At 26.9% G+C, this 23,122-nt stretch carries 20 protein-coding genes; all 20 read left to right on the plus strand.

Annotated features, from left to right (window positions below; all coding sequences use genetic code 11):
• Nucleotides 1-2,274 (plus strand): ATP-grasp fold amidoligase family protein, encoded by a 2,274-nt coding sequence (locus DU473_RS04185; RefSeq protein WP_131186575.1) that lies wholly within the window; start codon nt 1-3, stop codon nt 2,272-2,274.
• On the plus strand, nt 2,261-3,373 hold the full coding sequence (locus DU473_RS04190) for a pyridoxal phosphate-dependent aminotransferase (protein ID WP_131186576.1): 1,113 nt from the start codon (nt 2,261-2,263) through the stop codon (nt 3,371-3,373). The genes DU473_RS04185 and DU473_RS04190 overlap by 14 nt, the downstream gene beginning before the upstream one ends.
• Before the next feature lie 9 nt (nt 3,374-3,382).
• Entirely contained in the window at nt 3,383-4,024 is a 642-nt protein-coding gene (locus DU473_RS04195; RefSeq protein ID WP_131163054.1) for an HAD-IB family hydrolase, read from the plus strand.
• Nucleotides 4,021-5,385, plus strand: coding sequence for a glycosyltransferase family 2 protein (locus DU473_RS04200; protein ID WP_131186577.1), 1,365 nt, complete (start codon nt 4,021-4,023; stop codon nt 5,383-5,385). Before DU473_RS04195 ends, DU473_RS04200 begins: the two co-directional genes overlap by 4 nt.
• Nucleotides 5,386-5,432: 47 nt before the next feature.
• Nucleotides 5,433-6,239 carry an ATP-grasp fold amidoligase family protein gene (locus DU473_RS04205; RefSeq protein WP_131186578.1) on the plus strand — a complete coding sequence of 269 codons (807 nt, stop codon included), beginning with the start codon at nt 5,433-5,435 and terminating at the stop codon, nt 6,237-6,239.
• A 56-nt stretch (nt 6,240-6,295) separates the two neighbouring features.
• Nucleotides 6,296-7,342, plus strand: a complete 1,047-nt coding sequence (locus DU473_RS04210) for a radical SAM protein (RefSeq protein WP_131186579.1) — start codon at nt 6,296-6,298, stop codon at nt 7,340-7,342.
• A 2-nt stretch (nt 7,343-7,344) separates the two neighbouring features.
• Nucleotides 7,345-10,428 (plus strand): HAD-IA family hydrolase, encoded by a 3,084-nt coding sequence (locus DU473_RS04215; protein ID WP_131186580.1) that lies wholly within the window; start codon nt 7,345-7,347, stop codon nt 10,426-10,428.
• 29 nt (nt 10,429-10,457) lie between these two features.
• A complete protein-coding gene (locus tag DU473_RS04220; protein ID WP_131186581.1) occupies nt 10,458-12,188 on the plus strand; it encodes a DUF8374 domain-containing protein in 1,731 nt (576 codons plus the stop codon).
• 122 nt (nt 12,189-12,310) lie between these two features.
• Nucleotides 12,311-12,859 (plus strand): dTDP-4-dehydrorhamnose 3,5-epimerase family protein, encoded by a 549-nt coding sequence (locus DU473_RS04225; RefSeq protein WP_131186582.1) that lies wholly within the window; start codon nt 12,311-12,313, stop codon nt 12,857-12,859.
• Nucleotides 12,859-13,782, plus strand: coding sequence for an FkbM family methyltransferase (locus DU473_RS04230; protein WP_131186583.1), 924 nt, complete (start codon nt 12,859-12,861; stop codon nt 13,780-13,782). The genes DU473_RS04225 and DU473_RS04230 overlap by 1 nt, the downstream gene beginning before the upstream one ends.
• 10 nt (nt 13,783-13,792) lie before the next feature.
• The gene (locus tag DU473_RS04235; protein ID WP_131186584.1) at nt 13,793-14,857 is read left to right on the plus strand and encodes a GDP-L-fucose synthase family protein; all 1,065 of its coding nucleotides are present in this window, start codon (nt 13,793-13,795) and stop codon (nt 14,855-14,857) included.
• 71 nt (nt 14,858-14,928) lie between these two features.
• The gene (locus tag DU473_RS04240; RefSeq protein WP_131186585.1) at nt 14,929-15,471 is read left to right on the plus strand and encodes a dTDP-4-dehydrorhamnose 3,5-epimerase family protein; all 543 of its coding nucleotides are present in this window, start codon (nt 14,929-14,931) and stop codon (nt 15,469-15,471) included.
• Complete coding sequence (locus DU473_RS04245; RefSeq protein WP_131186586.1) at nt 15,471-16,532, plus strand: GDP-L-fucose synthase family protein; 1,062 nt, start codon at nt 15,471-15,473, stop codon at nt 16,530-16,532. Before DU473_RS04240 ends, DU473_RS04245 begins: the two co-directional genes overlap by 1 nt.
• 135 nt (nt 16,533-16,667) lie before the next feature.
• Nucleotides 16,668-17,702: a GDP-mannose 4,6-dehydratase gene (locus tag DU473_RS04250; RefSeq protein WP_131186587.1), complete on the plus strand. Its 1,035-nt coding sequence runs from the start codon at nt 16,668-16,670 to the stop codon at nt 17,700-17,702.
• A gap of 23 nt (nt 17,703-17,725) precedes the next feature.
• A complete protein-coding gene (locus tag DU473_RS04255) occupies nt 17,726-18,664 on the plus strand; it encodes a GDP-D-glycero-alpha-D-manno-heptose dehydrogenase (protein WP_131186588.1) in 939 nt (312 codons plus the stop codon).
• Between the two features lie 9 nt (nt 18,665-18,673).
• The gene (locus DU473_RS04260; RefSeq protein ID WP_131186589.1) at nt 18,674-19,504 is read left to right on the plus strand and encodes an FkbM family methyltransferase; all 831 of its coding nucleotides are present in this window, start codon (nt 18,674-18,676) and stop codon (nt 19,502-19,504) included.
• Between the two features lie 50 nt (nt 19,505-19,554).
• The gene (gene hddA / locus DU473_RS04265) at nt 19,555-20,577 is read left to right on the plus strand and encodes a D-glycero-D-manno-heptose 7-phosphate kinase (protein ID WP_131186590.1); all 1,023 of its coding nucleotides are present in this window, start codon (nt 19,555-19,557) and stop codon (nt 20,575-20,577) included.
• Nucleotides 20,565-21,827: a class I SAM-dependent methyltransferase gene (locus DU473_RS04270; protein WP_131186591.1), complete on the plus strand. Its 1,263-nt coding sequence runs from the start codon at nt 20,565-20,567 to the stop codon at nt 21,825-21,827. Before hddA ends, DU473_RS04270 begins: the two co-directional genes overlap by 13 nt.
• Nucleotides 21,821-22,408 carry a D-sedoheptulose 7-phosphate isomerase gene (gene gmhA2 / locus DU473_RS04275; RefSeq protein ID WP_131186592.1) on the plus strand — a complete coding sequence of 196 codons (588 nt, stop codon included), beginning with the start codon at nt 21,821-21,823 and terminating at the stop codon, nt 22,406-22,408. Before DU473_RS04270 ends, gmhA2 begins: the two co-directional genes overlap by 7 nt.
• Nucleotides 22,405-23,091 (plus strand): D-glycero-D-manno-heptose 1-phosphate guanosyltransferase, encoded by a 687-nt coding sequence (gene hddC, locus DU473_RS04280; protein WP_131186593.1) that lies wholly within the window; start codon nt 22,405-22,407, stop codon nt 23,089-23,091. Before gmhA2 ends, hddC begins: the two co-directional genes overlap by 4 nt.
• The last annotated feature ends 31 nt before the right edge of the window (nt 23,092-23,122 follow it).

Here is a 23,122-nt window from a genome sequence, read left to right on the forward strand (position 1 = left end):
ATGAATTATATTCCCAAAGTTTCTATTATTGTTCCTTCTTTAAATTCTATAGCTTATATTAAAGAATGTATAGACAGTATATTAAATCAAACTTTAAAAGATATAGAAATTCTTTGTATTGATGCCAACTCAACTGATGGAACTTTAGAATTATTGAAAGACTATGAAAAGCAAGATAAAAGACTAAAAGTAATAATATCAGATAAAAAAAGTTATGGTTATCAAATGAATCTTGGCATAAAAGAGGCCAAAGGAGAATATTTAGGAATAGTTGAAAGTGATGATTATATTAAAGAAAATATGTATGAAAGACTCTATGAAGTAGCTAAAGCTCAAGATTTAGAAGTCGTAAAAAGTGATTATTATGTGGTAAAAGATGGAGAGAAAATTTATACAAGATTAACTCATTTATATTATTTATATAATAAATTTCTTTGTTCTGATAATAAATTAATATTCCATTCTCAAAGCATTAATCAAATAGGAATTTATAGCCTAGATTTTATAAAGAAATATCAAATTAAACTTAATGAATCTTTGGGTGCTTCATATCAAGATAATGGACTATGGTTTCAAATTTACACTCAAGTTAATAAAATGTATTTTTTAAATGAAGCATTTTATATGCTAAGAAGAGATAATCCAAATTCTTCTATTTATAGCAAAGAAAAAGTTTATGCTATATGTGAGGAATATGATTATATACGTAACTTTTTAAATGAAAAACCAGAGTTGAATTCATTTTTACCTTATGCGACTTTTTTTCGTTACAGAAACTATATATTTACATTAGATAGAATTGATGATAAATATAAATTAGATTTTATAAAAAGGTTTGCAAAAGATTTTAAAGAAATATTAGAAAAAAATGAGTTAGATTTTACGCTTTTTGAAGAAAGTGATATTCAAAAAATTAAATTTATTATTAAAGATCCGCAAGCATATTACTTAAATTTAAATAATGTATTTGCAGAAAATACCATTTATTTTGGTGCAGCACAAAGGATTAAATCTCAACTTTCTTATAGAATTGGAAGCTTCCTTTTAAGTAAAAGTTTAACTAAGATTGTTAAAATACCTTATGAAGTGGTAAAATATAAATTTGAAAAAAAAGTTTATGATACTTTAGTAAAATTTTATCCCCATTTAAAATTACCTCGACTTGAAGAGTATTTAGATTACAATGAAGCATTAAAAACCAAAGAGCATTTAAGTTATAGGCTTGGAAATGCACTTATAAAAAATCCATTTACTTTTATATTTAAAATAAAAAAAATTTATCGTCAATATAAAAATAGATTTAATTTTTTAAATATTAGATTAGAAGATAATGAATTTTTATTACAGAGACATAGAGATATTTTTGGATATACGCCTGATTTCAAAAATCCAAAAACTTTTAATGAAAAGTTAATTTATAGAATCTTATATGATAGAAGTCCTATATATTCTTTCCTTGCTGATAAACTTAAAATGCGAATTTATGTTAATGAGATTTTAAATAGAGAAAAGAGTAATTATAGTATTTTAGATAAGGATTCGATTTTATTTAAAAAAATCGATGAATTACAAGAAGAACTTTTTAAAACAAATTCTTGTAAATATCTACCAAAACTTTATGCAATATATAAAGATTTATATGAAATTGATTTTTCGAAATTGCCAAATTCTTTTGTTCTAAAAACGAATCATGATTGCGGTGGTTATGTAATAGTAGAGAATAAGCAAAAATTTTTAAGAGATACCAAGGTTTTTTCAGAAGCTATGGAGAAGTTAAAAAAACATTTAAATTGGAATTATTATGATGTGTTTAGAGAATGGCACTATAAAAATATAGAGCCAAGAATTTTTGCTGAAGAACTCTTGTTAGCAGAAAATAAAAAACCTGCAGATACTTATAAATTTCATATTTTTGATAAAAGGAATATGTTAAATAATTATATACAAGTAACAACTGATAGGTTTGATGATTATCAAAGAGTTATATATGATTACAATTGGAAGTTGGCTCCTTTTAATTTTATGTATGAGTTAGAAAATGTAAATGAAATTGCTAAACCAGAATTATTTGATTTAATGATGGATATCTCTTTAAAGCTTTCTTATCCTTTTGATTACGTGCGAGTTGACTTATATCAACCCAATAAGCAGATTTATATCGGAGAGCTTACTTTTACACATGGTGCAGCAGGAGAAAAACTTGTTCCAAACAAATGGGATAAAAAGCTTGGTGATTTATGGAAATTGAAAAGGTTGAGCGATGCTACCAAATAAAAATATACAACAATTATCCCCCTACATTTCAATTCCTCATAAAATATGGAATTTATCTAATAAAAAAAATATATTAAAACTCGATTGGAATGAGGCTAGTATTCCGCCATCTCCTTATGTTATTAAAGCCATTAACAATTTCTTGTCTAATGGACATTTAAATTGGTATCCCAATACTAAAAATCTTGTTTTACTCGATGAATTGGCTAATTATTGTAATCAGAAGGATAGTTCTTATATAGAAATTTTTCCAAGTTCAGATGCAGCACATGAATGTATTCTTGATGTTTTTCTGGAAAAGAATGATAAAGTTTGTATTGTTGCACCTACTTATGATAACTTTAGAGCTAGAGCCAATGATGTAGGAATTCAAACGGTTATTTATCCATTAGATGAAAATTTTGATCTAGATTTTAATAAACTTGAATATTTTATTAAGGATAAAAATATCAAATTATTGTATCTTTGCAATCCAAACAATCCTACAGGAAAAGCTTATAATATAGAAAAGATTAAAGATTTAATTATTAACAATGACAATACAATATTTTTAATTGATGAGGCTTACTATGAATTTTGCAATAAGAGTGTTGAAGATATAGTTTGGCAATGTAAGAATTTAATAATAACAAGGACTTTTTCTAAAGCTTTTGCTTTGGCAAGTTTTAGAATCGGTTATGTTATTTCTCATTATGAAAATATTAAAGCTTTAAATAAATTACGTAATCCTAAAAATATTTCTATGTTATCACAAGTTGCAGCCTTTGCCGCTTTAAAAGACTTAGCTTATACAAAATCTTATGTGAATGAAGTTACTTTAGCAAGAGAAGAATTTTTGTCTTTTCTAAAGCATTTTTCAATAGCTAATAGTGGTGGCGGTGGGTATGAAATGGATTATTATCCCTCTATGGCAAATTTTATACTTATTAAAATAAAAAATGTTTCATTATTTTGTAATTTTTTACAAGAAAGAGATATTTTTATTAGATCTTATTCTCATATTATAAAGGATCATTGTAGAATTAGTATTGGAACAAGGGAGCAAATGAAAATAGTAGCTAAAAATATGCAAGAATTTAATAAGGTGAATAATCATTAAAGGAATATTATGTCTAAAGAAATTTTAGCTTTATTTGATTTTTGCGAAACTATAACAAATTTTCAAACCCTTGATAAATTTTTACCTTTAGCTGGAAAACATAATCCAAATTATGAATACAATAAAAATTTAGAAAGAAGAAATCAATACAAGAAATTAAATTTACCATATCCAAGATATGAGTGGTTAATAGATCTTCCTGTGTCAGTAGCTCAAAGAGTTGCAAAGGAATTTGTATACGATGAGATAATTAAAAATCTTAATCAAAACGTGATGGATAGACTTTTTTATCATCAAGATCAAGGACATACTATAGCTATAGTATCTGGAGGACTTGAACTTTATATAAAAGAGTTTGCTAAGATTTATAATATTAAAAATATTATTGCAGTATCTTTAGAAGAAAAATACACAAAGCTTACTGGCGATATAGCAGGTATTCATACCATGCAAGAAAGAAAACTATATAAACTTTCTTATATGTTGAATTTAAATAATTATGATTTAAAGAATTCTTATGCATATAGCGACTGTGTTAGTGATATACCTCTTTTATCATTAGTTGGAAATCCTTATGTCATTGAATGTGGAAAAGATTTAACATGGGCTAAGATTTTAAATTTTAATATTATTTATAAAGGACTGAAATGAATTATATTCCCAAAGTTTCTATTATTGTTCCTTCTTTAAATTCTATAGCTTATATTAAAGAATGTATAGACAGTATATTAAATCAAACTTTAAAAGATATAGAAATTCTTTGTATTGATGCCAACTCAACTGATGGAACTTTAGAATTATTGAAAGACTATGAAAAGCAAGATAAAAGACTAAAAGTAATAATATCAGATAAAAAAAGTTATGGTTATCAAATGAATCTTGGCATAAAAGAGGCCAAAGGAGAATATTTAGGAATAGTTGAAAGTGATGATTATATTAAAGAAAATATGTATGAAAGACTCTATGAAGTAGCTAAAGCTCAAGATTTAGAAGTCGTAAAAAGTGATTATTATGTGGTAAAAGATGGAGAGAAAATTTATAATAATGTAGTTAATTTAGCTTGCAAAGATCTTTATAATAGTGTAACTAATTGGCAAAAAGACTTTAGAATTTTTTTAGCAACTGATGGAATAAATCAAATCGGTATTTACCGATTGGATTTATTAAGAACAAATCAAATTAAACTTAATGAATCTTTGGGTGCTTCATATCAAGATAATGGACTATGGTTTCAAATTTTTTCTTTTGCAAAGAGTATATATTTTTTAAATGAAGCATTTTATATGCTAAGAAGAGATAATCCAAATTCTTCTGTTTATAGCAAAGAAAAAGTTTATGCTATATGTGAGGAATATGATTATATACGTAACTTTTTAAGAAAATATCCTTTTATAGAAAAAAGTATAGCTCCTGTTTGTGCTTTACATCGTTATGGAAACTATATATGGACTTTAGATAGAATTGATGATAAATATAAATTAGATTTTATAAAAAGGTTTGCAAAAGATTTTAAAGAAATATTAGAAAATAAAGAAGTTGATCATAGGATATTTAGTTTGCATAAAATTGAAGTTATAAATTATATCATTAAGAATCCTAAGATGTTTTATTATGGCTTAATAAACTTACAATCACGGTTTAAAAATCATTTAGTATATAAAATTGGAGACTGTTATTTTAAGGCTAATACTTTTATAAAGCGTTTAAAATTTCCTTTTTCATTGCTCAAAATTTGCCTTTGGCATAATTTTGAGCAAAAAATTTATAAAGGTTTTATTTCTTTTAGACCTGATTTGAAACTTCCTTCTCTTAGTCTGTATAACGAATTTTTAGATCTTATTAAAATACGAGATGAAGCTACTTATCAAATAGGACGCATTATTTTTAAATCTTTAAAACAATGGTATAAAGGAAAACTTTTTATTTTACCTTTTGTTCTTTATAAAAATTCTACAAAAAATAATAAAAAAGAGAATATAGGGGGGGGGGATATGAATATTATAAAAAGCTAAAATCCTCGCAATATCCAAAAGAGTTAAAAAAATGGTTTAAAAGTGTTATGTGTTATGAACTTGATTTAAAAAATCCAAAAACTTTAAATGAAAAAATTCAATGGCTTAAAATTTATGATTCTACCTCTTTAAAAACTAAATATGCAGATAAATATTTAGTAAGAAAGCATATAAAAGAAACAATAGGAGAAAAATATCTTATTCCATTAATAGCGGTTTATGATAAAGCAGATGATATAAATTTTGATATTTTGCCTGATCAATTTGTTATAAAATGCAATCATGGATCTGGTTATGTGATTATTGTAAGAAATAAAGAAGAATTAAATAAAGAAGAAACTATCCAAAAGCTTAATTCTTGGATGAATATTAATTACGCTTTTACTTATGGCTTAGAACTTCATTATAAAAATATAAAGCCAAAAATTTTAATTGAAGAATACATAGAAAATGAAAAACAAGAAAAAATAAATGATTTAGCAAAAAATAGCGGTCTTTATAGTTACTCTTTTTATTGTTTTAACTATAAAGTTAATTTTATATATATTTATAAAGGTGCAGGGAATGAGATAAAAGCAAATTGTTATGATATAAATTTAAATCTTTTGCCTTTTCGTATTAAAAGAGAGAATTTAGAAAAAGATTATAACCCTCCAAAAGAAGAAATTAAAAAAATGATAAAACTTAGCGAAAAACTTGCAAAGGATTTTATCTTTGTTAGAGTGGATTGGTTTTTGCTTAATAATAAAGATATTAAATTTAGTGAATTAACTTTTACTCCTTTTTCTGGGGTTATAGAATTCATTCCAAAAGAATGGGATTTAAAATTAGGAGAAGTATTAAAACTTAACTAATTTATTTAATTTTTTGTTTTAATTTTATATAATCTATCTTTTTAAAGGTAGATTATATGCAAAGATTTAAACAATGGTTTCTTTCTATTATAAAAAATTATAAGAGACAAGAGATAATAAGAGAACGCGCAAACCAACTTGAAACTCGCGCAAACCAACTTGAAACTCGCGCAAACCAACTTGAAACTCGCGCAAACCAACTTGAAACTCGCGCAAACCAACTTGAAACTCGCGCAAACCAACTTGAAACTCGCGCAAACCAAGTATTAGACTTTCATTTAAGAAAGATTACCCCACAAGCATTTTTAGAAGTTGTTGAAATTCATTTAGCAGAGCATTGTAATTTAAATTGTTTTGGTTGTAATCACTTTTCGCAACTTGCTAATGAGGAATTTCCAGATATTTTAAAGTTTGAAGAAGATATGAAAACCCTCGCTAGAATTAGTGAAGGTTTTATTAAAACCTTTAGATTGATGGGAGGAGAGCCTCTTTTAAATCCACAATGTAAAGAATTTATTGAAATTACAAGAAAATATTTTCCAAAAAGTGCCATTTGGCTTGTAACTAATGGAATTTTACTTAATAAACAAAAGGAAGATTTTTGGCTTTCGTGTCAGAAAAATAACGTTGAAATTAGGCCTACAAAATATCCTCTTAATATCAAATGGGAGGAAATTAAAAATTTATGTCAAAAATATCAAGTGTCCTTGGTATTTTTTAATGATGAAAAAACTATAAAAACTTCTTGGAAATTTAGTTTAGATTCTTTAGGAAAATGTGACAATTATAATAGTTTTATAAATTGCTCAATGGCGAATCATTGTATTCAATTTAAAGATGGTAAATTATTTACTTGTCCAATTTCTGCTCATATTGAACATTTTAATAAAAAATTTGTAGGAAAAGATGAAGTAAAAACAATGTTTAAGATTTCTAAATTCGATTATATTGATATTTATGGAGCTAAAAATTATCAAGAAATTTTAACTTTTTTAGCTAAACCTATACCATTTTGTAGATATTGTAAAGTTTTAGAGTGGAAGGAAGTTGGAATTTGGAGAAAAAGTTCTAAAAATATAAATGAATATTTAATGGATAGGTAAAAATGAAAAGAGTTTTATTGATTACACCAGAACTTGAATACACAGGAGCTTTAAATAGTTTTAAAGGAAATTGTAAAGTTTTATTAAATAATGGTTATTTGGTAGATATTTGGAGTTATGTAGAAGGTCCTTATATAAAAGAATTTGATGAGCTTGGTGTTTATGTTGAAATTATAGATGAAGAAATTATTGATGAAAATTTTGTTTTTCAAAGAATTTTTAAATATCAATTAGTGATTGCAAATACTATAGTTGTTTATAAGGCTGTTGAATTAATAAATAATCATGTTCCTTTAGTTTGGTATATTAGAGAGGGTGAAAATTTGCCTGATTTTTTTTGGAAAAAAGGAAGAAAAGAAGCTTTAGAAAATGCTAAAAAACTTTATGTTGTGAGTGAGTATGCTAAGGATTTTATAGTAAAAAATTATAATAAAAATGTTGAAGTTTTGCATGATTATGTTGATGATGTTTTTGATGAATTTAAAGATATTAAAAAGGATAATTCAAAATTAAAATTTTTAACACTTGGCACCATAGAAAAAAGGAAAGGTTACGATGTTTTGCTTGATGCTTTCATTGCTTTGCCTAAAGAGATAAGAGAAAAATGTGAACTTCATTTTGCTGGAAGGTTTTGGGATGGCGGTAAAGAGATTTATCACAAAGTTATAAATCAGGCTAAAAAATATCCTAATATTTTTTATCATAAAGAATTAAGAGATAGACAAAAAATACATACTTTAATTGCAAATTGCGATGTAGTGGTTGTTCCATCAAGGGATGAATCTTGCTCTCTTGTTGCTTTAGAGGGTGCTATGATGGCAAAACCTTTAATACTTACTCAAAATATCGGAGCTAAATATATTTTAAATGAAAATAATGGATATTTGATTAAAACAGGAGATGTTATAGCTTTAAAAGAAGCGTTTATTCAAGCATTTAATGAAAAAGATAGCCTCTATGAAAAGGGTAAAAAAGCAAGAGAGAGTTATCTCCAAACTTCTACATATGAAATTTATGAAAAAAATATTTTAAAAATGATAAAAGATAATATATGTGAAAATTCTTATCTGTATAAAATTAAGCAAAATGATTACTCTCTTTTTTCCTTCGATGTTTTTGATACTTTAATTTCAAGAAAATTTGCTAAACCTGAAGCAGTATTTTTAGTTATGAAGGAAAAATTACAAAAAACGAATTTTCCTAAAATTCTAGTAAAAAATTTTGAAGAAATAAGAATTAAAACTGAGCAATATTTTTATGAATATATTTGTAATACTAAATCTCAAGATGTGAATTTTGAGGAAATTTATAATTTAATAGCATTAAATTTTTCTCTAAACGAAGAACAAAAACAATTTTTAATGAATTTAGAAATTCAAATAGAGTCTGAATGTTTATATCCTATAGATAAAAATATAAATTTAATCAAGTTTTTATTGAAAGAAAATAAAAGAGTTATTTTAATTTCTGATATGTATTTTAATTCTAATACAATTAGACAATTTTTAATACAATTTGATGATATTTTTAAAGATATTCCAATTTATGTTTCTTCGGAATATAAAAGGAAAAAAAATAATGGTAAATTATTTAAAGTAGTATTTGCAAAAGAAAAAATTAGCCCTAAAAAATGGTTGCATTTTGGAGATAATTTTAATGCAGACATTTTGCAAGCTAGAAAATTAGGCATACAAACGTATTTTTATTTTAATAATCTATTGCCTTATGAAGAGTATGCTCTGAATTTAGAACCTAATCATTTAGCCTTACAAGAAATAATTTCTATTGCTAAGAAATTAAGAACACAAAGTGCTTTTAGTAATTTAGAGGAAATAGGAGCTTGTTTTGGAGCACCTATGCTTCTTCCTTATATATTTTGGGTATTAAAAAAAGCAGTTATAAATAAGGTTGAAGTTTTATACTTTATTGCAAGAGATGGTTTTGTTTTGCAAAAAATTGCTGATATTATCATAGATAAAGAGAATTTAAATATACAAACAAAATATTTATATGGTTCAAGAGAATCTTTTAGAGAGCCTTTTGAAAACAATAATAAAGAAAAGATCGAATTAATTTTTAAATACTTAAATCAAGAATTAAATTTAGATAAAAAATTTGCATTTGTAGAGCTTTGCGGTACAGGAAAAACACTTGATTATATTGTTTCATTTGTAGAAGATATGCCAAATTATAAGGATAAAATTTTTGGAAGTTTTTATCTTTTTAGATCCAAATTAGCAAAGACTAAAGCCCCTTCTTTTTTTATGATTCCTTTGAATCAGGTGGGTTCTTTTTATATAGAACTTTTTGCAAGATCTTTGGAAGGACAGGTGATCGGTTTTAAGGAGGAAAATGAATATATAAAACCTATTTGTGATGATTTAGAAGGTAATGCTTTAAAAGCATTTGGTTATGAAGATTATATTAATGGGGTTATTAAATATACAGAATATTTTACAAGCTTTAAAGATTATCAAAATTTATTAACTTCTATGAAATTAACTAAAATTTATCTTGTTTATATTAATAGTAATACTATTGATAAAAAAATAGTTGAAATTTTGGGTAGCACCCCTTTCTTGCTTGATGGAGTTTCAAGTGAAAGAACTATTTTCGCTCCTAGAATAACTAATGAAAATACCAAAAATAAAACTGCTAGTTTTTTATGGTCCGTTTTAAGAAGTGAAAATAAAATCAAGATGCAGTATAGCTTAGAAAATAATTTAAATATAATAGGTGCTGTAAGTATTATAAAATCACATCTTTCTTATAAATTGGGCAATGCTATTTTATTAAATGTCAAAAAACCTTTGGGTATTATAAAATTAATTTTTATTATACCCGTACTTATTATTTCACATAAGGTTGAAAGAAAAATTTATGCTAAAGAACTTGATAAAAAAATGGATCTTGCCATTTATAAGGATTACAATGAAGCTATTTGGGTTAAAAATTTTTTTTCTTATCGACTTGGAGAAACTATATTAAAAACATTTAGAAAGCACAAAATTTTAGCTATTTTTGTTCTGCCTAGTAGTATAATTAAGCTTTATAAAACTAAAATAAAAAAGGATAAAAATGAATAATAACAATCTCTTTTATCGGGGGGGGGGGGATGAAAAAACCTTTAATTATTGCAGGAAGGGATGAGGGTTTTGGCGAGAGAATGAGAGCTTTTTTAAATGCTCTTTATATCTCAAAAAGATTTAATTTGGAATTTGGCTTCGTTTGGCGTGATATTATTGATGCTAACAATGTTTTAGATGATAAAGTAATGATCCCTTATGCAAATCTTCCAACTAAAGAATTTTTATTTAGTAAAGAATTTATTGAAAAATATCATAAATCTAATATGACTTATGTTTATACTACGCCTGTATTTTGGAGTTTATATAAAAAAAGTATCAATAGACTTTTAGAAGAACCTTATGAATATGATTGGGGTTGGTATTCAACTTATGATGATTTATCTTTATTTTTTAATGATGTAAAAGAAGATGAGTATAGACAAGCTTTAAGTTTATGTTGGAAAGAGATAGGATTTTCTGACTCAGTAAAAAAAGTTTTTGATCAAGTTGAAGAAATCGTTAAAGATTTAGGAGATTTTATAGCCGTGCATGTTAGAGCTGGAGATGGTATATATCTTAAAAATTTAAGGGATATTACTTGGGCTATAAGATACAAATGCGTATCTTATGCTTTTGCTATTGATTTAAGTTTGAAATTTTTAAGAGAGGGTAAGAAAGTTTTACTTTTTAGCGATGATTTTAATTTATTAGACACGCTTAAAAAATATATCAAAGGAAATATTGATTGTAAAGAAAATCTTTTAATCGTTTTTGATTTGATAAAAGGTCTATGCAAATATGAGCAAATTATATTTGAAATGTTTTTAATGTCAAAAGCTAAAGAAATATTTGCTTCAGGAACAACTGGGTTTGCAAGGTGTGCAAGTTTTATAGGTGGAAATTTTTTAACTGATATTTATCGGTTTTTTTCAATCAATGAGCAATATGAAACTATTTCAAAATATATAGAGATTAACGATATTCATCCTTTGCAGAAGTCTTTTAGTTATTTTCATTTATATTTACTTGCAGATGAACTTAAAATCTCTTTTAAAATCAAGAAGGAATTCCTAGTAAAAGCCTTGGAAAACGATCCTCAAAATACAAACTCTAAGATCTTTTTAATTAACCTTCTTTTAAAACATCAATATTATGACGAGGCAAATGAGCAATTAAAAATTTATCTTAAAAATGATGAGTTTTTACATGTATTGCTTGATAATCATTTTAATCCAAATTTGCCAAGTGAAATATTTTTAAACTACTTAAAAAAAGATATTTTGAATTATCCTTTTATAGCTAAGGTAGCTTTAATGATCTTTTATAGTTTTTTTAATAAAGAAAGTGTAATAAATAAACATTATCAAAATCTAAGAACTATTATTTTGGAACATTTTTATCAAGTATTTTATGAAAGCAAAAAATTACAACCAATTGGAGCAGTTAAAATTATCCATAATCATCTATCATATAAACTTGGAAAAGCTATGATAGAGAATTCTAAATCGTTTCTTGGATATATAAGGATGCCTTATGTGCTATCTTATATCAAAGAAATGCATAAGCAAGAAAAATTATCGAAGGATTTTCCGCTAGAATACTATTTAGATTATGAACAAGCTTGTAAAGAAAAAAATAGTTTTACTTATAAGTTGGGCGAAATACTTATAAAAGCTGATAAAAATTGGCATAAGGGAGGATATATCAAGTTATATTTTGATATTAAAAATTTAAAAAAAAATTTTAGGTTAAAAGATAAATATTTCAAAAAGACGTAATCTAAAAGCTAAATCATAATTTTTATAGAAAGTTTAAAAATTATGAATATTGTAATATAAATATTTGTTTTAAGGGATTATTGATTTGACTAAAAAGATTAAAGAAAATACAAGGTTTTTTAATGGCAATAGAATTTGATATACAAGAATCAAAAGTTTTAAAAGGGGTGTATATTATTACTCCAAATAAATTTAAAGATTTACGCGGTGAAATTTGGACAGCTTTTACAAGTGAGACCATAGATAAACTTTTGCCAAATGGATTAAAATTTATACACGATAAATTTATACATTCTAAATATAATGTTATTCGTGGTATCCATGGTGATGTAAAAACTTATAAGTTGGCTACTTGTGTTAGCGGAGAAGTTCATCAAGTAGTGGTTGATTGTAGAAAAGATTCTCCAACTTATTTAAAGTATGAAAAATTTATTATCAATCAAGATAATCAACAAATTATCCTTGTTCCAGCAGGATTTGGTAATGCTCATTATGTAAGCTCTAAAGAAGGCGCAGTGTATTATTATAAGTGTGCTTATTTAGGGGAATATGTAGATGCACCCGATCAATTTACTTATGCTTGGAATGATGAGAGAATAAATATTGATTGGCCTACATCTAATCCTATTTTATCAGAACGTGACATTTTAGCAATGAAAAAGGATAAATAATGCAAAATTTAGAAAAACTCTTAGAAAAATTAAATCAAAAACTAGAATATAACAATCAATTAAACTATCAAATTTTAATGTCAAATATAATTACAAATTTGGATATTGATAAAAAAGATAAACAAATTTTACTTTTACTTTTGCAAAATAGAGATAGAAATTTTATCCGTATTAATGATAATGAAGAGATTTATGAAAATATTACTTCATATCTAAAACTTTTTAAACCCCTTGCGCTACCTTTAGAAAAGCTTATTAGAGTAGGTGGAAAAAATGATGGTGGTTATGTAATGCATCAATTTAATGGGGGGGGGGATTGTGTGAAAGCTTTATCTTTAGGTGTTTCTGATTATTCTCCTTGGGATTTAGAAATGGCACAAAAAGGTTTTAAAGTGATAGAGTATGATGGTTCTATAGAAAAAGGTCCTTATAATCATCCAAATATTACCTTTTATAAAAAATTTATAGGTACCAATGATGATGAAAATACCATTACTTTACTACAAGTTTTAAAAGATAATAATCTAGATGAAAAATTACCTAATATTTTGCAGTGTGATATAGAAAATCACGAGTGGGATATGCTTGAAAGTGTTGATATTTCATTGTTATCTAAATATTTTTCACAAATTATTTTTGAATTTCATGGTTTAAATCCTGAAGAAAAAGATGGGGCTCAAAAAAGATTAAGATTGCTTCAAAAAATTAATGAATATTTTGTCCCTATACACACTCATCTTAATAATCATGGAAAAATTTTTTATTCTAAGGGGCTGTTTTGGAGTACTACAGCAGAGGTAAGCTATCTTAGGAAAAACGATGCAAAAGATTATGAAAACACTTATAGAAAAAGTGGGAATTTAATAAAGCTAGATAGTGTAACTTTTTTAAGCAATCCTGAAATACCACTTAGATTTATATAAAGGATAATTAATGCAAAAAGACTCTAAAATTTATATAGCAGGGCATAACGGTCTTGTTGGAAGCGCTATTTTGGATGAGCTAAAATCAGAAAATTTTACAAATTTAATCTACAAAACGCATTCTGAGCTTGATTTAACTGACCAAAAATCGGTGAATGAGTTTTTTGAAAAAGAAAAACCAGAATTTGTTATATTAGCAGCCGCAAAAGCAGGAGGTATAGCTGCTAATAATACTTATCGTGCAGATTTTATTTATGAAAATTTAATGATTGAGACCAATGTAATCCACGCAAGTTTTAAATACAAGGTAAAAAAACTTCTTTTTATCGCTTCTACTACTATTTATCCTAAAAATGCAAATACGCCAACTAATGAAAAACAAATGCTTAGTGGAGATTTGGAATATACTAATAAGCCTTATGCTATAGCCAAAATCGCAGGTCTTATGCTATGCGAGTCTTATAATATCCAATATAATACAAATTTTATTGCCATCACCCCTATAAATCTTTACGGAAATAATGACAAATTTGATCTTGAAAAAGCTCATGTAATGCCTGCTTTACTTAGAAAATTTCATTTAGCAAAACTGCTTGAAAATAACAATGAAAAAGCTCTTTTAAGAGATTTAAATTTAAATTCACTTTCAGAAGCTAAAGCTTATCTTGCAAAATATGGTGTTAATGAAAAAAGCGTTGAAATTTGGGGCGATGGAACTCCAACACGTGAATTTTTACATAGCGAAGATTTGGCTAAAGCAGTAATGTTTGTAATGCAAAATGTTGATTTTAAAGATTTAAAAATAAAAGACAAAGAGATTACAAACACTCATTTAAATGTGGGAGTGAATGAGAATATAAGCATTAAAGAACTAGCTTTTTTAATTAAAGATATTGTGGGATTTAATGGAGATATAGTTTTTAACAAAGATCGTCCAAATGGAGTAATGAATAAACTAACAGATTGTTCTAAAATTAATGCTTTGGGCTGGAAGCATAAAATTAATCTAAAAGAAGGAATAACAATGATGTATGAATGGTATAAAAATACTTATAGCGGGGGGGGGGGATTATAAAAAATTAACTTCTCTTAGTAGACAAAACAATTTAACATTCCAAGCTTCTAAATTCTTAAAAGGAGCTTGAAATGATAGAATTTGAAATCAAAGAATCAAGCATCTTAAAAGGAGTATATATTATTACTCCAAATAAATTTAAAGATTTACGTGGTGAAATTTGGACAGCTTTTACAGAGGAAGATTTGGGAGATATTATTCCAAAAAATATAAAGTTTAAGCATGATAAATTTATCAATTCTTATTTTAATGTATTGCGTGGAATTCATGGTGATGTTAAAACCTATAAACTTGTGACTTGTGTTTATGGAGAGGTGTATCAGGTTGTAGTTGACTGTAGAAAAGATTCTCCAACTTATTTAAAATGGGAAAAATTTATCATCAATCAAGAAAATCAAAAACTTATTTTAATTCCGCCAAATATGGGAAATTCTCATTATGTTAGTTCTAAAAATGCAGTGTATTATTATAAACTTGCTTATGATGGAGAGTATCTTGATGCACCCGATCAATTTACTTATGCTTGGAATGATGAGAGAATAAATATTGATTGGCCTACATCTAATCCTATTTTATCAGAGCGTGATATTTTAGCAATGAAAAAGGATAAATAATGCAAAAAGATTCTAAAATTTATATAGCAGGACATAGAGGAACAGCTGGAAGTGCTTTAGTTGAAAATTTGCAAAAAAGAGGTTTTGATAATCTAATTTTAAAGACAAGAACTGAGCTTGATTTAACCAATCAAAAAGCAGTAAATGAATTTTTTGAAAGAGAAAAACCCGAATTTGTATTTTTATGCGCAGTTTTGCCTTGTGGGGCGGCAAATGTAGCACAAAGGGCAGATTTTATTTATGAAAATTTAATGATACAAAATAATATCATTCATAGTTCTTATTTAAATAAGGTTAAAAAATTGATATTTTTTGGCTCGGGTTATATGTATCCAGAATTTTGTCAAAATCCTTTAAAGGAAGAATATTTATTTAAAGGTGATTTAGAGTATGGAGCTTGTTCTTTTGGCGTGGCAAAAATAGCAGGAGCTATAATGTGCGAATCTTATAATATTCAATATGGTACCAATTTTATTACTTTAGCTTTAAATAATCTTTATGGAACAAGAGCTAATTTTGATTTTGAAAAGTCTAGAGTTTTGCCCGCTTTGCTTAGAAAATTTCATTTGGCGAAGTTATTAGAAATTGGTAATGAAAAAGAACTTTTAAAAGATTTAAATTTAAAAACATTAGATGAAGCTAAGACTTATCTTAGTCGTTATGGAGTGGAAAAAGAAAGTGTTGAAATTTGGGGAAGTGGAAAGGTAAGACGTGAATTTATTCATAGTGATGACTTGGCTGATGCAGCAATTTATGTAATGCAAAATATTGATTTTAAAGATTTATGTAAACATGATGAAAAAAATATCAAGAATACACATATTAATATAGGTACAGGTATTGACTATACAATAAAAGAAGTAGCTTTAATCATAAAAGATATTGTTGGCTTTAAGGGCAATCTAGTTTTCAATACAAATAGACCAGATAGTTCTATGGATAGGCTTATGGATTGTTCTAAAATTAATGCTTTGGGCTGGAAGCATAAAATCGATTTAAAAGAAGGAATAGCAATGATGTATGAATGGTATAAAAATAATTATAAAGAAAATTTATCTTAATGTAGATTTTATATTTTTAAACTTTAAAATTTATATAACAAAATAATTTTTATTGGAATTTGTAAAATTATTTAGATATAAGCAAAATGCAAGTAAAATAAGCTAAAATACTGAGTCGATATTTTTGGAGCGAGCATGAGAAAAACGGCTTTAATAACGGGTTTTACAGGGCAAGTTGGTTCTCAAATGGCAGATTTTTTACTGGCAAATACAGATTATGATGTTCTAGGTATGATGCGTTGGCAAGAACCTATGGACAATATCTATCATTTAAGTGATAGAATTAATAAAAAAGATAGAATTTCCATTTTTTATGCAGATTTAAATGACTATTCTAGTATTCAAAAACTTTTTGAAAGCAGGCGTCCTGATTTTATCTTTCATCTAGCAGCTCAATCTTATCCTAAAACTTCTTTTGAAATTCCTATTGAAACCTTGCAAACCAATATAATAGGTACAGCTAATATTTTAGAAAATATAAGATTATTAAGACAAAAAGATGGATACGATCCAGTAGTACATATTTGTTCTTCAAGTGAAGTTTATGGTAAAGCAAAAGTAGGCATAAAACTTAACGAAGAAACAGCCTTTCATGGAGCAAGTCCTTATAGCATAAGTAAAATCGGGACTGATTATTTGGGAAGATTTTATGGCGAAGCTTATGGAATTCGCACCTTTGTTACCAGAATGGGAACGCATAGTGGCCCAAGAAGAAGTGATGTTTTCTTTGAAAGTACTGTGGCAAAGCAAATTGCTCTTATTGAAGCGGGCTATCAAGAACCAGTCATTAAGGTGGGAAATTTATCTAGTGTAAGAACTTTTCAAGATTGCCGCGATGCTATAAGAGCTTATTATCTACTTTCTCTTGAAAGCGAAAAAGGAAATATTCCTTGCGGTGAAGCTTTTAATATAGCAGGTGAAGAAGCTTTTAAACTTCCTGAAATTATAGATATATTACTAAATTTTAGTGATATGGGGGGGGGTATCGAAATAAAACAAGATGAAGATAGGATGCGCCCTATTGATGCAGACTATCAAATGTTTGATAATAGTAAAATAAAGAGTTTTATCGATTGGAAGGCTGAAATTCCAGTTAAACAAATGTTGAAAGATTTGTTAAATCATTGGAGAGATGAAATAAAAAAAGGCAGAATTCCTTTAAATCGATAAAACCGTCGATTTAAAGGAAAAATATGTTAAAAAAAGTTTTAATTACAGGTGGTGCAGGTTATATAGGTTCGGTTTTAACACCGATTTTACTTCAAAAAGGCTATGAAGTTTGTGTAATTGATAATTTGATGTTTAATCAGATTTCTCTTTTGCCTTGTTTTTATAATAAAAATTTTACTTTTATAAATGGTGATGCTATGGATGAAAATCTTATTAAGCGTGAGGTTGCAAAAGCTGATATCATCATTCCTTTGGCTGCTTTAGTTGGAGCTCCACTTTGCAAAAGAAATCCAAAATTAGCTAAAATGATTAATTATGAAGCTATAAAAATGATAAGTGATTTTGCAAGTCCTTCTCAAATATTTATTTATCCAAATACAAATAGTGGTTATGGTATAGGAGAAAAAGATGCAATGTGCACCGAGGAATCTCCTTTACGCCCTATTTCAGAATACGGAATTGATAAAGTGCATGCAGAACAATATTTACTTGATAAAGGGAATTGTGTAACTTTTCGCTTGGCTACTGTTTTTGGAATTTCACCTAGAATGAGACTTGATTTACTCGTTAATGATTTTACCTATCGTGCGTATAAAGATAAATTCATAGTACTTTTTGAAGAGCATTTTAGACGAAATTATATTCATGTTCGTGATGTAGTTAAAGGATTTATTCATGGAATTGAAAACTACGATAAGATGAAAGGTCAAGCTTATAATATGGGTTTAAGTTCTGCAAATTTGACCAAAAGACAGCTTGCTGAAACAATTAAAAAGTATGTTCCTGATTTTTATATCCATTCAGCTAGCATAGGTGAAGATCCGGATAAAAGGGATTATTTGGTTTCAAATGCAAAACTGGAATCTACTGGTTGGAAACCAGATAATACTTTAGAAGATGGTATTGAAGAGCTTTTAAGGGCATTTAAAATGATGAAAGTCAATCGTTTTGCAAACGTGTAAGGAGAAAAAATGACAAAAGAAAATCTTTTAAATTTACAGGATAAATTAAATAAACTTATATATCAAATTGATAATCATCAACAATCACGTAATGTGGTTGCTGATGTGGAAAGTTTGCTTTCAAATTTACATAATATGAATAAATTTAGCAAGCAAGAAAGTATTTATAATTCTTTGGGTTTAATAAAAGGCGCAATAGCCGATCCTTTTGGACTTGGTAAATTAAATCTTTTACTTGATAATGCTAGAATTCCAAAAAAATACTATGATATTTTTTATAACATGCTTCTTAGGATAGGGGGGGGCACTGTTTGTATTGATTGTGGAGCTCATGCTGGATTAATTAGTGATATTATTTTGCATTGTGGCGGGAAAAGCTATATTTTTGAGCCTAATTTACATTTAAATTTCTTTTTAAATAAAAAATATGAAAATAATAAAAATGCAATTTTATATCAAAAAGCTGTTGGAGTTAAAAATTACATAACAAAATTTTTAATCTTTGAAGACAGAATCTTGTCTCAAGGAAACCGTATTATCTCTAGTAAACAGGATAATAAAACTTCTAAGTCTTATGATGTTCATGTTATAGATCTTTGTGAATTCATAGAAGAACTTTTAAAAAAGAATGAGAGAATTTATTTTTTAAAACTTGATGTTGAAGGATCTGAGTTTGAAATTTTAGAAAAACTTATTCAAAAAAAACTTTATAAGAAAATTACTTATATCGCTTGCGAAATGCATCATTATATGTTTGATGATGGAGAAAAGAAGATGTCAAGGTTGAAAACTTTAATAAAAGAATTTGATGTTAAAAATATTTTAATTGACTGGGTGTGATTAGCTTATTATTTTCTGTTATAATTTTTTAATTTTATATGGGGAAAATTATGAAAAAAATTATTCGATCTCAAACCCCTCTAAGATTAGGTCTTGCAGGGGGTGGAACTGATATAAATTTATATTGTGATAAATATACAGGTTATGTTTTAAATGCTACGATTTCTCTTTATATACATTGCACTCTTATAGAAAGAGATGATAAAAAAATTATTTTTGATTCTCCTGATACTAATGCTTATGCAGAATATGAAAGCAAAGAGAAATTAGACAATGATGAAAATTTAGATATTTTTAAGGCTATTTATAATCGCCTAGTGAAAGATTTTATTAAAAAACCTTTAAGTTTTTCTCTTCATACTTATTCTGATGTGCCAAGTGGAAGCGGTTTAGGCGGAAGTTCAACTTTAGTTGTTGGAGTTATAAAAGCTTTTGCAGAATGGCTTAATTTGCCTTTAGGGGATTATGAAGTAGCAAAACTTGCATATGAAATAGAACGTGAAGATATGGGCATAGTAGGAGGAGCTCAAGATCAATATGCGGCTACTTTTGGCGGCTTTAATTTTATGGAATTTTATGATCAAAAAAAAGTCATAGTTAATCCTTTACGCATTAGAAATTGGATAGTTAGTGAGCTTGAAGCTAGAATGGTGCTTTATTTTACAAATATTACAAGAGAAGCAAAGGATATAGAGGAACATAAAAAAGGAAAATTAGGCAATGAAAAGTCTCTTAAAGCAATGCACAGTATAAAGCAAGATGCTATTGATATGAAAGAGGCTTTATTTAAAGCAGATTTTGAAACTTTAGGATCTATATTGGGTAAATCTTGGAAAAGTAAAAAAATCATTTCAGAAATTGTTAGCAATGATGAGCTTGAGAGAATTTATAATTTAGCCACTCAAAATGGCGCTTATAGTGGCAAAACAAGTGGAGCAGGTGCAGGTGGGTTTATGTTTTTCTTGGTAGATCCTATTAAAAAATATAAGCTTATTGAAGTTTTAAATAAAGAACAAGGTTATGTTCAAGATTTTTCATTTACAAAAGAAGGAGTTAAAACATGGAGAATATAAGATTTAATAGCAGTAACAACGGGGGGGGGGATTGTCCTTTATGTAAAGAAAAGGCAGAATTTAAGCAAATTTTAATGCTAAAAAATGTTTTTTCATCAGGAGATATTTTTGAGTTTGAGGCTATGAAAAAAATAGGTGAAAAGGGTTATGCAAGGGGTGATTGCATTATGGATTTAAGACAGTGTAATCAATGTGGAGTCTTGTATAATTTTGCCTTTGATGTATCAAAAATGCTTAAAGCTTATTCAAATAAGGCTTATTATCAGCAAAAAAATTTTACATCTCGTTTAAATAAAACTCTAATACAAATTAAAGATAAAATCATAAGTCACGCTAAAAAAGATAGTATATTTTTAGAGATAGCTCCAGGGCTTTGTGATTTGCTTTTTGCTCTAGCCAAGGAGGTTAAATTTATTTATAGTGTAGATCCAAGTCATACTTCTTTGATAGCAAAAGATCTTAAAAATGTAATGCATATACAAAGTTTTTTTGAAGCTAAAAAGATAAGGAGTATTTTAAAAGATGAGAAAGTAGATTTTATTGTTTTTAGGCATTTGCTAGAGCATATAGAAAAGCCAAACGAATTTCTAAAAGAAGTGGTAGATTTTTTGGATTTTGGGGGTAAAATTTATTTAGAAGTGCCAAATACTTTAGAAATTTTTAAGCATAAGAAATTTTACGAGTTTTTTCATGATCATGTAAGTTTTTTTGAAGAAAATACTTTAGTCAATGTGCTTTCAAAATTAAACTGTGTATTAATTGATAAGCATTATTTATATGATGAGCAATGGATGGGACTTATTTTTGAAAAAAGATTTGATGTTAAAGAATTAAATTTGGAAGTTAAATTTTTCAATGAAAAAAATTATTTTCAAAGAGAAGTTAAAATGCTAAATGATTTTTTAAAGTCTTTTGAAAATGTAGCTTTTATGGGTGCAGGGATACATTCAAATACGATGCTCGGTTTTATAGATGAAAAAAATTTAGTAAAATTGAAGTATTGTTTTGATTTAAATCCTGAAAAAATAGGAAGATTTTTACAAAATAGCTCTATAAAAATCATTAATGCTTCTAAAGAAAGCTTAAAAGATATAGAGTGTATAATAATGACTATGGCTTTACATGAAAAAGTAGTTTTTGAAAATGAAATTTTAAATTTTAAAAAGCAAGGTTTAGCCCCAAAGCTTAAAGCAGTGATTTTAAGTGCTAAAGAATTAAGGCTTGTAAATTTAAAGGAGAATGGATGTTAGCTTATATAAAAAATCATTTTAAAGAAAGCATAGATACAAAAGAACAAATTTTAAAAGATGAAAATTTATTAGACCTTATTAAAAAAGTAGCTTTAGAAATTATAAAAGCTTATAAAAATGGTAATAAAACTTTATTAGCAGGTAATGGTGGAAGTGCAGCTGATGCACAGCATATTGCAGGAGAGCTTGTAAGTAGATTTTATTTTGATAGACCTGGGCTTGCAAGCATAGCATTAACTACAGATACTAGCATACTTACAGCTATTGGAAATGACTATGGTTATGAGAAAGTTTTTTCAAGACAGCTTGAAGCACAAGGAACAAAAGGGGATATTTTTATAGGAATTTCAACCAGTGGAAATAGTGCAAATATCTTAAAAGCCTTAGAAATTTGTAAAGAAAAAAGAATTATTAGCATTGGCTTAACAGGACAAAGCGGAGGAAAGATGAATGAACTTTGTGATTATTGTATTAAAGTGCCTTCAAGTTGCACCCCACGCATACAAGAATCTCATATTTTAATAGGACATATACTTTGTGCCATAGTAGAAGAGGAGCTTTTTGGAAAAGGTTTTCATTGAAAGCTATTATTCTTTGTGGAGGTTTTGGCACAAGACTTAAGAGTATAGTTAAAGATGTGCCAAAACCAATGGCCCTAATCAATACCAAACCTTTTTTAGAATTTATATTTGAATATCTTAAAACCCAAAATATCAAAGAAGTTATCCTAGCTGTTTCTTACAAATATGAAGTAATAAAAAATCATTTTAAATATAATTTTTTAGATCTAAAAATAGAATATAGCATAGAAGAGGAGCCTTTAGGCACAGGTGGAGCTATTAAACAAGCCTTAAATTTGGCAAATGAAAATTCTTTAGTATTAAATGGTGATACCTTTTTTAATATAGATTTATCTTGTTTAAATTTGGAAGAAAGCAAAATTTGTCTTGCCTTAAAATCAATGCAGGATTTTGATAGATATGGGGCCGTAGAACTTGATAAAGATAATTTTGTAAGTTCTTTTAGAGAAAAACAATTTTTCAAACAAGGACTTATTAATGCAGGAATTTATCTAGTATCTAAGGATATTTTTAAGGATTTTTCTTTAGAGGATAAATTTTCTTTTGAAAATTTTTTACAAGAAAATTTTAAAACTCTAAAAGCTAGAGCTTGTATTTTTGATGATTATTTTATAGATATTGGTGTGCCCGAGGATTATAAAAAATTTTTAGAGGATAGCAAGAGTTTTAAATTTGGTCATTGAACTTATTAATTTATCTAAGATACAATAAAAA

The organism is Campylobacter novaezeelandiae, from assembly GCF_004323845.1.
GTDB lineage: Bacteria > Campylobacterota > Campylobacteria > Campylobacterales > Campylobacteraceae > Campylobacter_D > Campylobacter_D novaezeelandiae.

Coding starts and splice junctions, on each gene's coding strand:
- DU473_RS04185 (WP_131186575.1), top strand. CDS start 1: ATGAATTATATTCCCAAAGTTTCTATTATTGTTCCTTCTTTAAATTCT.
- DU473_RS04190 (WP_131186576.1), top strand. CDS start 2,261: ATGCTACCAAATAAAAATATACAACAATTATCCCCCTACATTTCAATT.
- DU473_RS04195 (WP_131163054.1), top strand. CDS start 3,383: ATGTCTAAAGAAATTTTAGCTTTATTTGATTTTTGCGAAACTATAACA.
- DU473_RS04200 (WP_131186577.1), top strand. CDS start 4,021: ATGAATTATATTCCCAAAGTTTCTATTATTGTTCCTTCTTTAAATTCT.
- DU473_RS04205 (WP_131186578.1), top strand. CDS start 5,433: ATGTGTTATGAACTTGATTTAAAAAATCCAAAAACTTTAAATGAAAAA.
- DU473_RS04210 (WP_131186579.1), top strand. CDS start 6,296: ATGCAAAGATTTAAACAATGGTTTCTTTCTATTATAAAAAATTATAAG.
- DU473_RS04215 (WP_131186580.1), top strand. CDS start 7,345: ATGAAAAGAGTTTTATTGATTACACCAGAACTTGAATACACAGGAGCT.
- DU473_RS04220 (WP_131186581.1), top strand. CDS start 10,458: ATGAAAAAACCTTTAATTATTGCAGGAAGGGATGAGGGTTTTGGCGAG.
- DU473_RS04225 (WP_131186582.1), top strand. CDS start 12,311: ATGGCAATAGAATTTGATATACAAGAATCAAAAGTTTTAAAAGGGGTG.
- DU473_RS04230 (WP_131186583.1), top strand. CDS start 12,859: ATGCAAAATTTAGAAAAACTCTTAGAAAAATTAAATCAAAAACTAGAA.
- DU473_RS04235 (WP_131186584.1), top strand. CDS start 13,793: ATGCAAAAAGACTCTAAAATTTATATAGCAGGGCATAACGGTCTTGTT.
- DU473_RS04240 (WP_131186585.1), top strand. CDS start 14,929: ATGATAGAATTTGAAATCAAAGAATCAAGCATCTTAAAAGGAGTATAT.
- DU473_RS04245 (WP_131186586.1), top strand. CDS start 15,471: ATGCAAAAAGATTCTAAAATTTATATAGCAGGACATAGAGGAACAGCT.
- DU473_RS04250 (WP_131186587.1), top strand. CDS start 16,668: ATGAGAAAAACGGCTTTAATAACGGGTTTTACAGGGCAAGTTGGTTCT.
- DU473_RS04255 (WP_131186588.1), top strand. CDS start 17,726: ATGTTAAAAAAAGTTTTAATTACAGGTGGTGCAGGTTATATAGGTTCG.
- DU473_RS04260 (WP_131186589.1), top strand. CDS start 18,674: ATGACAAAAGAAAATCTTTTAAATTTACAGGATAAATTAAATAAACTT.
- hddA (WP_131186590.1), top strand. CDS start 19,555: ATGAAAAAAATTATTCGATCTCAAACCCCTCTAAGATTAGGTCTTGCA.
- DU473_RS04270 (WP_131186591.1), top strand. CDS start 20,565: ATGGAGAATATAAGATTTAATAGCAGTAACAACGGGGGGGGGGATTGT.
- gmhA2 (WP_131186592.1), top strand. CDS start 21,821: ATGTTAGCTTATATAAAAAATCATTTTAAAGAAAGCATAGATACAAAA.